This window comes from Dictyobacter vulcani, from assembly GCF_008974265.1.
GTDB classification, from domain to species: domain Bacteria; phylum Chloroflexota; class Ktedonobacteria; order Ktedonobacterales; family Ktedonobacteraceae; genus Dictyobacter; species Dictyobacter vulcani.
The window spans coordinates 20,278-34,321 of record NZ_BKZW01000004.1; the positions used below are offsets into that span (position 1 = coordinate 20,278).

At 52.3% G+C, this 14,044-nt stretch carries 11 protein-coding genes; 7 read left to right on the top strand and 4 right to left on the bottom strand.

Translation table 11 applies throughout. The features are described from left to right. Window positions 1-90 precede the first annotated feature (90 nt). From KDW_RS36215 to KDW_RS27380, 3 genes are all read left to right on the top strand, one after another. Window positions 91-405, top strand: coding sequence for a trehalase-like domain-containing protein (locus tag KDW_RS36215; RefSeq protein ID WP_371876283.1), 315 nt, complete (start codon window positions 91-93; stop codon window positions 403-405). Next, entirely contained in the window at window positions 336-2,075 is a 1,740-nt protein-coding gene (locus KDW_RS34380) for a glycoside hydrolase family 15 protein (protein ID WP_371876284.1), read from the top strand. The genes KDW_RS36215 and KDW_RS34380 overlap by 70 nt, the downstream gene beginning before the upstream one ends. Window positions 2,076-2,350: 275 nt before the next feature. After that, a complete protein-coding gene (locus KDW_RS27380) occupies window positions 2,351-3,481 on the top strand; it encodes a class I SAM-dependent rRNA methyltransferase (protein ID WP_151759108.1) in 1,131 nt (376 codons plus the stop codon). A 68-nt stretch (window positions 3,482-3,549) separates the two neighbouring features. On the opposite strand, the gene KDW_RS27385 is transcribed toward KDW_RS27380, so the two are convergent. Continuing rightward, window positions 3,550-4,254 carry a histidine phosphatase family protein gene (locus KDW_RS27385; RefSeq protein ID WP_151759109.1) on the bottom strand — a complete coding sequence of 235 codons (705 nt, stop codon included), beginning with the start codon at window positions 4,252-4,254 and terminating at the stop codon, window positions 3,550-3,552. Window positions 4,255-4,405: 151 nt separating this feature from the next. Between KDW_RS27385 and KDW_RS27390 the strand changes: the two genes are divergently transcribed. Beyond that, window positions 4,406-4,873: an SRPBCC family protein gene (locus tag KDW_RS27390; RefSeq protein WP_151759110.1), complete on the top strand. Its 468-nt coding sequence runs from the start codon at window positions 4,406-4,408 to the stop codon at window positions 4,871-4,873. Between the two features lie 232 nt (window positions 4,874-5,105). On the opposite strand, the gene KDW_RS27395 is transcribed toward KDW_RS27390, so the two are convergent. After that, window positions 5,106-5,537, bottom strand: coding sequence for an SRPBCC family protein (locus KDW_RS27395; protein WP_151759111.1), 432 nt, complete (start codon window positions 5,535-5,537; stop codon window positions 5,106-5,108). 434 nt (window positions 5,538-5,971) lie between these two features. On the opposite strand from KDW_RS27395, the gene KDW_RS27400 reads away from it, so the two are divergent. Together KDW_RS27400 and KDW_RS27405 are read left to right on the top strand one after the other, a co-directional pair. Then, window positions 5,972-7,186: a hypothetical protein gene (locus KDW_RS27400; RefSeq protein ID WP_233097937.1), complete on the top strand. Its 1,215-nt coding sequence runs from the start codon at window positions 5,972-5,974 to the stop codon at window positions 7,184-7,186. Between the two features lie 265 nt (window positions 7,187-7,451). Next, window positions 7,452-7,841, top strand: coding sequence for a hypothetical protein (locus KDW_RS27405; protein WP_151759113.1), 390 nt, complete (start codon window positions 7,452-7,454; stop codon window positions 7,839-7,841). On the opposite strand, the gene KDW_RS27410 is transcribed toward KDW_RS27405, so the two are convergent. Further along, on the bottom strand, window positions 7,768-9,051 hold the full coding sequence (locus KDW_RS27410; RefSeq protein WP_151759114.1) for an outer membrane protein assembly factor BamB family protein: 1,284 nt from the start codon (window positions 9,049-9,051) through the stop codon (window positions 7,768-7,770). The genes KDW_RS27405 and KDW_RS27410 overlap by 74 nt on opposite strands. 416 nt (window positions 9,052-9,467) lie before the next feature. On the opposite strand from KDW_RS27410, the gene KDW_RS27415 reads away from it, so the two are divergent. Then, complete coding sequence (locus KDW_RS27415; protein ID WP_162005658.1) at window positions 9,468-10,910, top strand: acyltransferase family protein; 1,443 nt, start codon at window positions 9,468-9,470, stop codon at window positions 10,908-10,910. A 59-nt stretch (window positions 10,911-10,969) separates the two neighbouring features. Here KDW_RS27415 and KDW_RS27420 read toward each other — a convergent pair whose 3' ends face one another. Further along, the gene (locus KDW_RS27420) at window positions 10,970-13,864 is read right to left on the bottom strand and encodes an ATP-binding protein (protein ID WP_151759116.1); all 2,895 of its coding nucleotides are present in this window, start codon (window positions 13,862-13,864) and stop codon (window positions 10,970-10,972) included. Window positions 13,865-14,044 lie beyond the last annotated feature (180 nt).

Consider the following 14,044-nt stretch of genomic DNA (forward strand, 5'->3'; position numbering starts at 1 on the left):
TGTACTAACTATAAGGTTTTTCTAAATAAATTCTAAGGTTTTTCTAAGGTTGTTGTACCAAACAGTTTTTAAAGAGAGAAGTACTGTGTAATGGTTGGGAAAAACGAACTCAATCGCACATATCTGCCGATTAATTCGTATGGCGTCATTGGCGATTGCCATTCGGCGGTACTCGTATCGCCGGACGGGTCAGTAGACTGGGGATGTCTACCGGACTTTGATAGCCCGGCCATCTTTTGTCGTTTGTTGGATGCTGAACGGGTGGTTTCTTCCAGATCACTCCGACCGAAGGAAATATTCCTGGTTCTCAGCGTTATCTACGTGGAAGCAATGTTTTGCAGACGCGCTTTGCGAGCATCTCGGGCGAGGTCGTGCTCACGGACTTTATGCCGGTTGAGACGCTGAGTGCATGGCCGTATAAGGCTATGAACAACAATACCTGGACCCGTGATGATGGTTCCTGTCACTGCATGGTGCGTATCGTTGAATGCATGCACGGTGAGATGTCGGTGACCATGCGGCTGAAAGTAACGCCAAACTATGCTGGTGATGCCAGTGATGTTGAGCTTGTTCCTGATCATCTGGGTGCTTTGATTACCAGTGGTCAGCAGCATGTGGCTCTGTCGATCGTGGGTGCTGGTTTACTGCCTTCGTATTCGGTCCAGGTAATCAAAGAAGCCGATGAGGCGCATGCGACCGTGGTGGCTCAGGTAACGTTGCGTGAAGGTGAGCGCCTGTTGTTCGCGGTCGGTATGGGCCGGACGGTTCGTTCCGCTCGTCGCCTGGTACAGGAAGAGTTGCCAACCCGTAATTTTGACGCTGAACTGGCTCATACGCTGCACGCCTGGCGCAAATGGATCGCTGGTAACAGCTACCATGGTCCTTATGCCGAGTGGGTTGAGCGTAGCGCGCTGGCTTTGAAGTTGATGACCTATGCTCCTACGGGAGCGATTGTGGCGGCACCCACGACATCCTTGCCGGAGCACCTGGGTGGCGTACGCAACTGGGATTATCGCTTTACCTGGTTACGTGATGCGACCTTTACCCTGTATGCTTTTAACGTTTTGGGCTTTACAGAAGAAGCACGCGCCTTTACCCATTGGTTGCGTCGTCTCTCGTATGCGAATGGTGAAGATCTCCAGATTATGTATGGTATCCGCGGCGAGCGTGACCTGGCAGAATTTGAACTCCATCATTTAAGTGGATACTGCAATTCGAGTCCTGTGCGTATCGGGAATGGTGCGGCCGAGCAGAAGCAGATGGATGTCTTTGGTGAGGTACTGGATTGTATCCACATGTACCGCCGCCAGGGTGGCTTTGAGCGCTACGGCGAGACCCTGGATGGTCCCTTGTGGTCCATGATGCGGATGCTGGTGGAGCATGTCTGTTCCCATTGGCAGGAACCTGATAGTGGTATCTGGGAGGTGCGTGGTGGCCTGCGTCATTTTGTCTATTCCAAGGCAATGTGCTGGGTGGCTCTGGATCGTGGTATCCGTGCCGCTGAGCAAATGAACCTGGAAGCAGATCTGCCACGCTGGATCGCTGTGCGCGACCAGATCCGTGCGGACATCTTGATGAATGGCTATGACACGAACCTGGGTGCGTTCACACAGTCGTATGGCGATGGCACGCTGGATGCCTCTAATCTCTTGTTGCCGCTGGTTGGCTTTATCGCTCCCGATGATCCACGTATGCGCTCGACGGTCGATCGGATGATCGAGCAGTTGACCGATGAGCATGGATTCCTCTATCGCTATCACGCTGATGATGGCCTGGAAGGATCCGAAGGCACCTTCGCTATCTGCACTTTCTGGTTAGTTGATAACCTGTCCATGCAGGGACGTGTGGATGAGGCTCGTTCGCTGTTCGAGCGTTTATTGACCCATGCTGGACGCTTAGGGTTGTTCTCTGAGGAGATCGATTCCCAGAATAATATGGCGCTGGGTAACTATCCACAGGCCTTCACCCATATTGCGTTGATTAATAGTGCTAACAACCTGCGTAAAGCAGAAATTCGGATGGCCGAGCACCACACAGATCCACTGGTGGCTGCGATTCGCCTGCAAAAGCAATAGAACAGACACGAAGCATCATCTTTATTATCCTGCAATCATTCATTTCGTAAAACCGAGGGGCGCTGGCAACGGCGCTCCCTCGGTTTTTTTGCGTTCTTGCCCTTCTATGCGATAATAAGCCGACACCAAAAAACAAAAGGGCTTTTTTCCCCTGCTTTTCCGCCGCAGTAAGCGGCTTATAGATACAAGGAGTAACGTGGCATGGCGTCTACTATTCATTATCCTGGCACCAGCCTGAAACCTCGTCGCGATGAGAGTTTACAGGGTGGCCATCTGTGGATCTTCTCGGGGCGCTCCAGCAAGCCCCGCATTGGGTTGAGAACGGCGGTATTCTGGACGTGAAGTCCGACACGGGCAAATTTATCGCGCGCGGCTATTATAATTCCAGTACCGATATCGCGATCCGTATCCTGACCCATGATGTTGATGAGGCAATTGATCTCGATTTCTTGCGCCGCCGGATTCGCAGCGCTGTGCAGTTGCGTGAAGCGTTTGATCCTGCGGTTACCAATGCCTATCGCTTAATCAATTCTGAGGGTGATGGCCTGCCAGGACTGGTGGTTGATCGCTATGCGGATATCCTGGTTGCTCAGATTCACACTGCGGGCATGGATCAGCTACGCGCTCTGGTGATTGAGGCTCTGGCACAGGAGACCGGGGCTGCTGGTATTCTGCTGCGTAGTGATAGCCTGTCCCGCCGCCGTGAAGGCCTGTTCGCGCAGGATCCAGAGGTGGTGTCGGGCGAGGTTCCCAAACAGGTCGAGATACGCGAGAACGGCGTGTCTTTCCTGGTTGATCCCTGGGAGGGTCAGAAGACCGGCTTTTTCCTGGATCAGCGGGATAAACGCGAGGCGCTGCGCAAATATACCCGTGGCAAGCGTGTCCTCAACTGCTTTAGCTATACCGGTGGATTCTCGGTCTACTCGGCCCTCAACACGCCAGCGGCCCAGACGACCAGCGTGGATGTTTCTGGATCGGCCATTCATACCGCCAAACAGATCTTTACCCTGAACGGTCTTGATCCCGAGGAGCATCAGTTTGTGACCAGTGATGTCTTTGAGTATCTTGAAGCCGCCTGGAAGGAAGGTGAGCTCTTTGATGCGGTCGTGCTGGATCCACCGGCTTTCGCCAAGACGCAGGGTGTGCGTACCCATGCGCTCAAAGCCTACCGTCGCCTCAACTATCTCGGCATGCAGGTCCTCAAACCAGGTGGTATCCTGCTCACCTGTTCCTGTTCAGGTGTCATCGGTATGGACGACCTCCTCGGCACCATCTCGGTCAGCGCCCAGCGCCTGAACCGCACTGTCCAGGTCCTGGAATCCTACACCCACGGTCTCGACCATCCGATCAACATCGCCATGCCCGAAACCGCCTACCTCAAAGCCGTCTTCTGCCGCATTTCATAAACTCAAAACATGGCTCCGATTTATCCCAGCGGAAGCGTAGGGAAAGAAATCGGAGGCATGTTTTGAATTTACCGGGCGGTTTCGGTGGCAGGATGTATGAGCATGGTGCCGGGAACGACTTTGGCGGCTTCTCCGTAGAGGTGGGCATATGAGGCCCAGGTTGTGACGGTACCGATTACCTGCTCGTCTGTGGTGAGTATCTCGATTTCGGTGATGGAACAATTATAATTTTCGCTGGCGAAGAGTACGGCCATATCCAGGTCGGGACAAATATCTTTGATCGTTCTGGTGAAGATACCACCATGTCCGACCACGACAATCTTCTTGCCGCTCTTGCCAGCGGTGACCTGGTGAAGTCCGGCGCGCATCCTGGCGATCAGGGAGATGTAGTTCTCGCCATCAGGGAATGTGCTGCTATGCTTGCCATCCACCCAGTCCTGGACGATGCGGTTATGCAGGTTCCAGTTCTCTTCGGTCGGTGGGCGTCCCTCCAGGGAGCCAACGTGGATCTCGCGGAAATTTTCGACCAGGGTTATCGGGAGCCTTTTGAGGCTGGCGATAGGCTGGGCGGTCTCCTGAGCACGCTTGAGGGGTGATGCATAGACTTCGTCGATCTGTTTATGTTGAAAGAACTCTGCCGTCTGTTGGGCCTGTAGCCTGCCTTTGGGCGTGAGTGAATAATCTACTTTTTTGTATGAAAAATCATGGGTAAGGTTGGCGGGATTCTCTCCATGGCGGATAAGATAGATCGTATTGCGGTTTTCGTTGTTCATGTAAATCCTCCACTTTTATTATTGCTGTGATAATGAAGGATGTCAATCTACCCATGAGATAAGCGTGGACTCGCCGGTGGTTTTGTGTTTGCTTATGATATGATGAAGTATGCACACATTCAGTATTTTTTTTTGCGAAAGGTAGCTATTGATGGAATTTTCTGGTTCGCAAACAATTACGGCGCCCATTGAGAAGGTCTGGGCATATCTGGCCGATGTACATAAAGTGGCGGCCTGCGCTCCTGGTTTTCAGAGCCTGGAGGTGATTGAGCCGGAACATTGGAAAGCGGTGGTGGCGGTTGGCATGGGGCCGGTCAAGGCGAAGTTTACCATGGATATGACCCGGCCCGAGATGGTTGAGCCGGAGAAAATGGTGGTGAAAGCCCGTGGCAAGGCTCCCGGTAGTACCGTGGATCTCTCGGGCACAATGCATCTATCGGTCGTGGACGCGACCCAGACAAAGATGGATTGGCAGGCAAATGTGATGGTCGGGGGAACGATCGCCAGTGTCGGGGCACGCCTGATGAACAGTACGGCTGAGAAGTTGACTGGCCAGTTTTTTTCGTGCCTGAAAGCAAACTTGCAAGCTCCTGATGCCGAAGCCACGGCCGAAGGCTAGGGCTCTGTCAAAGTTGATGAGAATGCAGGGGTGCAGGGGATGCAATCCCCTGACTGGGTTCCAGGGCTGTGCCCTGGTCTCCCTCCCCCCTCTCCCGCCCGCGTAGCGGGCTCATCTTTCCCATGAAGCCTGGTCCGCTTTTTTACCACAAAAATACAAAGGGCACGCATCCATCATTTGTGGATGCGTGCCCTTTTTTGCATTCTACAAAATGGAGAAAGCGCGAGATAAACTAGATGTTTTTCTCCAGGTTTTTGAAGAAGTTGCTCAGTGAGCTTTTGAAGATACCCTGACCGATTGGATTGTTGGCTGTAGCAACGAGGCCTTCCAGTTCGGCATTGCCATTGTATGTGAGCAGGGCACCATCGGCCTCGTCAACCAGGCTGACCTGAGTGAGGGCGTTGATTGAGCCACCTTTACCATTGCGAACCAGTTGCAGTTCGAGGTAGCTAGGATCCTGGCGGCGAACAATATTCAGATTGAGACCGTATGGGCCACGCAGACCTGGCAGGCTTGTGGTGATCTCAACAAACAGGGTGTTGGGGTCCACGTAACGAACCGCGTTTGCACCTGGGATGCTTGCTTTGAGTACTTCAGGATTGAGAATCGCATTGAAAACCTGTGCGCTATTAGCTTTGAATTTATGTGTACCGTTGAGTTTCATTTAGGAAAATCCTTCCTTGTTTTGAAATATTGACGCCCGCCACGTCAGTTGACGAACATGAATAAGTACGTTCGTATTGATCTATATGATCAGGCACTATTGTAGCGGTTTCTGTCCAGACTTTCAAGTAGCAAGAGGCAATTATGCCAAAATTCCTAGCTTACTTTTCTTACCTCTCTAACATACACGTTTTGATGCATATCGATATTAATAAGGCAAATGTGCTATCTATGCACGTTATCTGTCGATACTATGCTATACTGCCTCTATGTATTTCAACATGTATAGTATATCTGTAAATTGTGTTATAAATGGGGAGCAATTGACAGATAAGATGCATTGAGATGCTATCAAGATTGTAGTGTCAATGAGACGCATTGAGATAGCATATGCCAACTGAGTATGTTTAAACATAAGAAAAGAAAGCAGCTGTGATGGTTTTGAATCAAGAACATGAGGAACAAAATCAGCATACATGGCGTTCGCGTGTGGCACGTGAGCGCCGAGGTCTCTCGGTCTCGGTTGAGGAGACATTGGGGGATGCTTCTTCAGGGGATTTTAGCTGGGTGGATGAAGATGGACGGGGGGCGACCAGTTTTACACGCTCAGTGCACGATACCTCGCTTGTTCCACCCCGCTTTAGCCTGCAATCCCGGACGGTTGAGGCGATTCGCTCTGATCATGCTCCGGGCGCTGATGATAGCTCATATGTCGTTGTTTCCTCGCCTGAGGATGGGGAGCGGAAATCGCATCCGACCGCCCAAAATACCAATGCCTTGCTGCGTTTTGCGCAGCGCTTGACCTCATCTTTTGTGGCTTTTAACACGGCGACCAGTTCACTCTCGGCTTCGGAACATCTGACTGAACCTGTGGGATTGGAGCCGGCGGCACGCGAGATCTCAAGGAGCCTGAAGGCGTCTTCGCTGGCCTCGATCGCTGACATCGAGGTCTGTACCGCTTCGACCATGACCGGAGCATTCCCAAAGGATATCCATAGGAGTAATTCTCCTTATCCAACTTCTTCCCGCGATCCCCATAGCCGTCAACGCCTGGCTGGCCGCACCACGAGGATTCGCCTGGAGGTGGTGCCAGGCGCGGCTTCACTGAAAGAGAAAGAGCGCCTGGCGGCGTCTCAGCATAATCCATCGTTGTCGGAAGTCAAAGATTCTCTGACGCCAGTCCCGGAGCAGGCGGGAGCGAATACAACAGGTATCCACCTGAAGGCGATCGCGCCGCTGCACCAAGAGAGAGGTTCAACCAGCGTGCACCTGCCAACGATAGGGGGATCACGCACCGAGCCAAAGTCAGATCCAGGCACTACCCAGTGTCCTTTTCCTATAGTTGATAAAAGCCAGTCTGATGTGGCGCATCAACCATCTGACATTCTCAACGGCACTCTAGAAAAAGCACCCCAGGGAGCGCTCTCTGGAAGCGGCTTTTTTGCCAGCGGGCAACGTGAGACAACGATCGCCAATCCATATATCACCTCAACCAGTGTTGTGCTAACCACGCTGACCAGTAATCCAGGTCCTGTGGTCGTGCAATATATTACCCTCCAGTCCCAGGTCGGCTTTACCGTCCACCTGACAGCACCACCAACCATGCGCACATCATTCAACTACATTGTCTTATTGGGAGAACTTTTTTAAGTGCCCACCCAGCACGGCCCGCAAAGAACGGACGGGGTTAGCTAACGGCGACTAACCCCCCCATTTCCTCCTCATTGTTGCGACCTCTAGACGTATGAGCAGGTTTTCGTACCGGCAGCGCTGGTCGCCAATACGTTTCGTTTAAGCATTTTGTGACCATAAAAAACATGGTGGAGAAAAGCAGCGAATCATACGTGGAGAGGGCGCCACACGCGGAGGCCGGCATGCGGCGTGATCATGGAGCGAGGGGCACAAAGAGCATCGCATGCCTGTGGCGCCTACACCGAGACGGATCCTGTTTCGTGATCCTCTTCGAGAAGGATCCACGCGCTCTCCCACCACGTTGCTGCGCGAGCAGGCCACGGCCACAGCACACACGATCCCTGTAGGCGCCACAGCACTGCGCGTCGTGCTTGCACGCTGGCCTGCGCAAACGCAGCAGTGCGGCCTCCGCGTGTGGCGCCCTCTCCACGTACACCTGGCTTGCTGGTCACGTCGAACCATCTCTCAACGTCTCGCTAACCGAAAAGTATTAGCGACCAGCGCTGCCGGTACGCGGGGGCTCTCAAGCGCATATTATTTTAATCAGCCAGCGGACTGGACAGGTAGCCTGTCTGTGAGAAATGCCAGCGTTGTTGACCCGAACTGCTCTTAAGTGCATAGATACTATTTAAACCGCTGAAACAAATCAAATCATTGACCATATGTAGAGAATCAAAACTAGCAGTTGACGGTACCAGGCTATGCCAGGTCTGACGCCCGTCCTGTGCTCGCAGGAAATACACATCAGTTTTGTTTTGATCCTTTGATATAACCGGATCCTTTGACATAGCCAGTCCGCCCGAGAACATATCGTAATACACCACACCAACGCCACTATTGTTGGCTACGATATTTCCCATTGAGTGATATGGATGGATCTGACTCCACTGTAGCTTATCGCTGCTGGCCTGATAGGCGGAGATGGTGCGTCCACCAAGCACATAGACGGTATCCGTGCTTGCGGCCAGATCATACACGACGCCGCTGCTGCCCTGCTCAGGTGCTGTTATATTCTGGAGTGATTGGCCTGTGTGTGCATTCAAGACATTTATGGTTGGATAGAAGTTACTGATATAAAGTTTGTTATTCGTTACGACCATATGTTGTGGTTGTCCGTTGTTGAAGGTGGAGGTATTGTGCCAGAGGGGATGTCCATTAGTAGCACTCCAGGCTGTGATACCATCGGTAGCCAGACCATAGATGATGCCATTTGCCATTAGCCAGTGCACACCCCCTCTACACTGGATGGAGGTTGATTTTATGCATGAAAACGGCGTATGCCAGGCAACTTTACCACTCTGCTCATCCAGTGCATACAGGTCTCCCTGGCCATTGTCCGTATCTGTCACGGCATCAATAATGAGACTCTGGTAATACATCAGCAGAGCCCCGGTAGAATATTTATCGGTCACATGGCTCATCGTTGTATGCCAGAGTCCTTGTCCATCGCGTCCACGAAAAGCATAGACATTGCCATCTTGTGCTGTCAGATAGAAGTTATTCCGGGTTGCCAGTTGGAGACCTACCAGCATATTATTCGCTACTCGATGCTGCCATATCACCTGTCCATTGGTTGGATTAAGCGTGAATATGCTCCTGCTGGCTGGTTGGTTTGTGCCTGTGCTCCACAGGAAGAGATGGGTAGAGGCTGGCTTTGTCGGTGGATTGTTGGCTGACTGTCGTATGTCTATGTGTTGTTGCTTGTTGTTTAGCATGAATAATAGTGTGCCGCCGAGCAGGATTATAATCCCCAATAGACTGATAAGCGTGAACTTACCTATGCGTGGCTGTTGCTTCACCTGTGGATCGAAGCTCGGTTGCATAATGAGTCTCCTTTGACCTGGATATATAAAGCGACGCCTATACAGTAAGTATTCACCCAGGCTATCTATGCTTGCTATATATAGAGACGCATTATACGTACAAATAATTCCCCTGGCCTGCACATAGTTGAAGCGTGACTTTCAATCACACCATGGAGGCGGGTCACGCTTCATATCTTGCCATTTGAATGCTGGCTAACTCAGCTAGTCTGCATCACAAACGTGCTTTTTTCTCCACTATTTTTCGTACCGGCAGCGCTGGGATTCTTCCGTCATTTGAATGCTGGCAAACAAAATAGCTAGTCTGCATCCCGAACGCGTTTTTTCGTTGTCATTATGGCCATACCCCACTATTTTTTTTATACTTTACAATGAAATTAAAGCAAATTGCTGACGACGATAAGGATGGTGTTGCGATGTGGCGAAGGCAGATAATAGCTAGCATTGTGCTGTGGTTACAAACATGTAGTCAGTCCGTTACTGCTACCCTGGAGGATGGCAAACAAAAGAAAAACATTCGGGCTCTGGATGGTGTCCGTGCTCTGGCCTGTCTGGGCGTGGTGAGCTTCCACTTGAATCTCTGGTCTTATATTGGGCATATCTGGGTGCCGGCCCTGGATAATACGGGGGCTATGGTTAGCTCGCTGGGATTGATCGGAGAGAGTGGCGTCTTGTTATTTTTTGTGCTCTCGGGCTTTCTCCTATTTTTGCCCTATGCCAGGGCTATGTTATTTGGTGGCGATTGGCCATCCCTGCGGCGCTTTTATATTCGCCGTGTCTTCCGTATCTTGCCAGCTTATTATGTGACGCTCTTTCTCTTGCTGCTCTACTGGAGTCCTGAGTATTTGTTGCCAGCGAACAGAGATAAATTATGGCTGTTTTTGACGTTCCGCATGGATCTTCCTGCGACCTATCAGCAATTAAATCCTCCCTTCTGGACCCTGGCGATCGAGTTTCAATTTTATCTGTTGCTGCCCTTGCTGGCATGGGTTATGCGCTGGCTGGTGCGCTGGGGAAGTCTGCATTTTCGTGTGCTGAAATTAACCTTTTGTCTGCTTGTCCTGTTCGCCTGGGGTATGGCGACCCGTTACTGGGGCTTCAAGATGGCTGATAGTAATCAATTGGATTTTCTGATCGCGCATAGCGTAGCAGATGGCTTGCGTCCCTTTATCTTTGGTACGGTTGGCAAGTTTTTTGAATCTTTTGCGATTGGTATGCTTGTCTGCATGGTCTATGTCTATTGCCAGCAAGCTCCTACGATCTGGAAAACCAGGCGTGTGCTGGCTCGGCTTGCGCCTTTTAGCTTTGTGCTGGGCCTGACGCTTTTATGTGTGGTCAACCTCTGGCACTATTATGTCATCTACATGTTCACCCGTAGCCTGCATTTTCTGGACCCGTATCAAGAATTTCTACAAGCTTATCGGGACATCTTTATGCAGGTCGGCTTTTCTCTGAGCTATGGCTTCTGCCTTTTTGCTATCTTGCATGGACCGCGCTGGCTCCAGCGTCCCTTTGAGTGGTCTCCGCTGCGCTGGCTTGGCTTTATTTCTTTCAGCCTCTATATGTGGCATGATACCTTTGTCCTCTATTTCCTGACCACAATCCTGCCGCGCTTCCAGGTTATGAATTGGAGTGGACCCGCTAAATATAGCGTCTATGTTCTCTGGCTCTGTGTCACGGCCGTTCCACTCTCGGTCATCTTTTACCGCAGAATCGAGCTACCCGGTATCCGCCTTGGGGAAAAGCTCTGTCAGCTCAAATTCTCATGGAGAAAACCAGTTCCCATTCCTGTCCCGACCCGTGAATCCGAAGAGGCGCCTGTGGCTGTTTTATTTACCACCACCAACCAGACGTTATGATGCGCAGTAGGTTCGACCCCTTGCGGTCGATTACCTCTGCCATTCCTACCAGGGAAGGATTACACCAGCAGCGGAAGGGTGATGATGAAGCGGCTGCCTTCTCCAGGAATGCCGCTACTCTGCACGGAGATGCTGCCACCGTGCAGGCGTAAAAATTCGGCGACGATATAGAGTCCGAGGCCGATGCCGCTGGTCTGGCTGTTGCCGATGTTGTGGGCGCGGTAGAAGCGTTCGAAGAGGTGGTCCTGGGCATCGAGTGGGACGCCAATACCTTTGTCGGCGATGACTATCTCGATGGTTGGGGCATCATGACCCGCTGGAGGCTGCGCCAGCGTGATGGTGATCGGACCTCCCAATGGACTGTATTTGATGGCGTTCTGGAGCAGGTTGACGAAGATCTGTTGCAGGCGGGCGCGGTCTCCACGTAGTCGGTAAGGCGCTGGCGCTGGTTGGATGATACAGTTGATCTGGTGGTTGGTGGCGGTCATACTGTATTTTGCGACCATGGCGGCAGTGATTTCGGCGATATCGAGGTCTTCAGCATTGAGTTCGATCTGGCCACGGTTAATATGGGTGACCTCTAGAAACGTATTGACGATATTGGTGAGCTGGCGTGCCTGCTCTTCGATGTAGAAAATACTTTCGTCGAGCCGCTCCTTGAGCTCTGGCGCGACCTCGGCGGTCCGGTTGAGGATGCGCGACATCATCTGGCTGTGGGCCAGGACGACAGTGAGGGGAGTGCGGAACTCATGGGCGGTGATCGCCAGAAATTCGTCTTTGAGCGCGTTGGATTCGCGCATACTGGCTTCATTGGTGCGTGCGATCTCGGCTTCCTGTTGCCAGCGGGTCTGCTCGATTGCCATTCCAGCAAACTGGGCGATGCCTTCGATCACTGCCATATCCCAGGCGTTGAATTCCAGGATCGGTAGGGGGCGTGTCGTCTGTGGACCCTGGTCAACCGGGCTTTTGTGCCGGGTTGAGCGGTCCAGCAGCATGATGCCGAGGAGTTGCTTGTTATGGGTGATAGGCGTGGCCAGGACCAGGGTATGCATGATGATGCCCCCGCTATCCTCGTTTGAATCTATGACCTGGTCACGACTGACCAGGGTCGCATGTCCTTCCCGCATCTGTTCGTGCAGTCCTGCATATTGCGTGTTCGCGGGCGTCAACCATTGGTTTTGTTCTTCAAGCCAGGGGCCAAGCTCGTCTTGATTGAAACCGATGGATAGCAAGGGGCTAAAGCTCTGCTGCTGTTCATGATACATTTGTACGACGCCGCGCTCGCTGTTGAGGGCGGTCAGGGTCATGGCCAGGACGCGGTAGAGGATCTCTTTGATGTCGGTAATACCTGAGACGGCTTCAGCCGCGTGGAGCATGGTTTCGAGGGCGAGGCGTATTCTCCTCTCGGCGCGGACCTGTTCGGTGATGTCGCGAAAGGCGCTGACAATGCCGATCTTGTTTTTGTCGTTGTCCAGCAAGGGCTCGATATTGACCTCGATCGCGTGTTCGCTCCCGTCGTGGCTTTTATGGAGATAGCGCTCGCCGCGGACACGTTCGCCATGCAGGGCGCGAGTGAGTGGAAACTGCTCGCTGTCCAGTGGTCGACCGGAGAGGGTGTAGGCGGGATGTTGTTCCAGATAGGTGGCGAGCTGCTTTTTGGTCTGGCGGGAGAGGCCGATGAAGCGGGTCGCATTGTCGTTACTCAGCACCACTTTGCCGCTGGCATCAAACACGACCAGGCCTTCACTCATGGCGTTGAAGACCGCGTCCAGTGTGTTGGCGCGTTCATTCGCCAGGGCTTCCGCCCGTCGAGCCTCGGTCAGATTATGGGCCTTCTCAATTGCCAGGGCGCAGTGGGCGGCAATATCCTGGGCGAAGGCCACGTAGCCTGATGAGGGTGGTTTGCTGGTGCTGTGATAATTGACAAAGGCAAAGCCAACGCAGCGTTTCTCCGTAAATGGTATCCATTCTTTGCCAGGTTGCTGGGTGCCACCGACGAGCAAGGGAATGATCAACACGTTCTCCAACTGGTGATACTGGAACCAGTCGCGCTCGGCAGTACTGAGTTGCTCGCACTGGACAAACTGTGGAGCCTGATTTTTGATGGCGTTGCCACAATGGACAAAACTGGCCAGGTTTGCATCCGGAACCTGCACGCCCCGCAAGCGCCTGGATGGTGCGCTGAGCTTCAGTTGATTTTTCTCTAACAACGCGATTATTGCGTGCTCGCTATGCAGTCCATGGGCCAGATGCTCAGAGGCAATTTCCAATACTCGCGGCAATTCCTCGCCCGAATTGACTGCCATCGCCACCTGATAAATGGATTGTGCTCTTTCAATTAAGCGCTCAGCCCGGTTGCGCTCGCTCTGGGCTTCTTGATATAGACGTGCATTATCGATCGCCACCGCGGCCTGTTGTCCAATGGCACGCGCCAGTTGTTGTTGGTCCATTGTAAATTTGGTCGTGGCCCCTGGATTATCCAGGCACATCATACCCACAGGCCGATTTTCCCGGATCAGGGCGACCAGCAGTACTGAGCGCACAAAAAATTTCTCGGCCAGTGGTTGGAGTGAGCTTTCCGTGGAGAGGTCATCGACGATCAGTAGCCCGTTTTGGGCTAGCAACCGTTCGATGACAGGATTATGAAACGCAATCGAGCTATGGTGCCACATGCGGTCCGCGACCTGCAACACCTTACTCTTGAGATTCTGGGTCGACATATGGTAGGCCGAAGGCTGAAATTTGCTCTGAGCTTCATCGAGTAACCAGACCGCACACCGCGAGAGCTCGCAGACTTCTGTTGCCCGTTTCACCAGCACCTGTAAGATACGCGTCGTATCCAGAGAAGAAGCCAGCAACTCTGACAATTCCCGCAACAACTCGCTTTCCCGCAACGCTTTGAGCAGCCGCGTATGCTCCTGACTGTTGGTAGATGCTGGGCTTTTACTTCGCATAAATCAGACCTCTTCAGGAAAATGCTTTTAGGGCATAGAGAGTGCAAATATTCATCGCAAACAAAGTCGCCAGAAATGTAGGTAGAGGTTATTTTCTCTAGTTGAGTCAAAGTGTAGCAGATGAATCGATGTCGCGTCAAGAAATGTGTTCCGCCATCGTAACGGCAGCCTTCACGGCTG

Coding starts and splice junctions, on each gene's coding strand:
- KDW_RS27420 (WP_151759116.1), bottom strand. CDS start 13,864: ATGCGAAGTAAAAGCCCAGCATCTACCAACAGTCAGGAGCATACGCGG.
- KDW_RS27415 (WP_162005658.1), top strand. CDS start 9,468: ATGTGGCGAAGGCAGATAATAGCTAGCATTGTGCTGTGGTTACAAACA.
- KDW_RS36215 (WP_371876283.1), top strand. CDS start 91: ATGGTTGGGAAAAACGAACTCAATCGCACATATCTGCCGATTAATTCG.
- KDW_RS27390 (WP_151759110.1), top strand. CDS start 4,406: ATGGAATTTTCTGGTTCGCAAACAATTACGGCGCCCATTGAGAAGGTC.
- KDW_RS27410 (WP_151759114.1), bottom strand. CDS start 9,051: ATGCAACCGAGCTTCGATCCACAGGTGAAGCAACAGCCACGCATAGGT.
- KDW_RS27405 (WP_151759113.1), top strand. CDS start 7,452: ATGCCTGTGGCGCCTACACCGAGACGGATCCTGTTTCGTGATCCTCTT.
- KDW_RS27385 (WP_151759109.1), bottom strand. CDS start 4,254: ATGAACAACGAAAACCGCAATACGATCTATCTTATCCGCCATGGAGAG.
- KDW_RS27395 (WP_151759111.1), bottom strand. CDS start 5,537: ATGAAACTCAACGGTACACATAAATTCAAAGCTAATAGCGCACAGGTT.
- KDW_RS27400 (WP_233097937.1), top strand. CDS start 5,972: ATGGTTTTGAATCAAGAACATGAGGAACAAAATCAGCATACATGGCGT.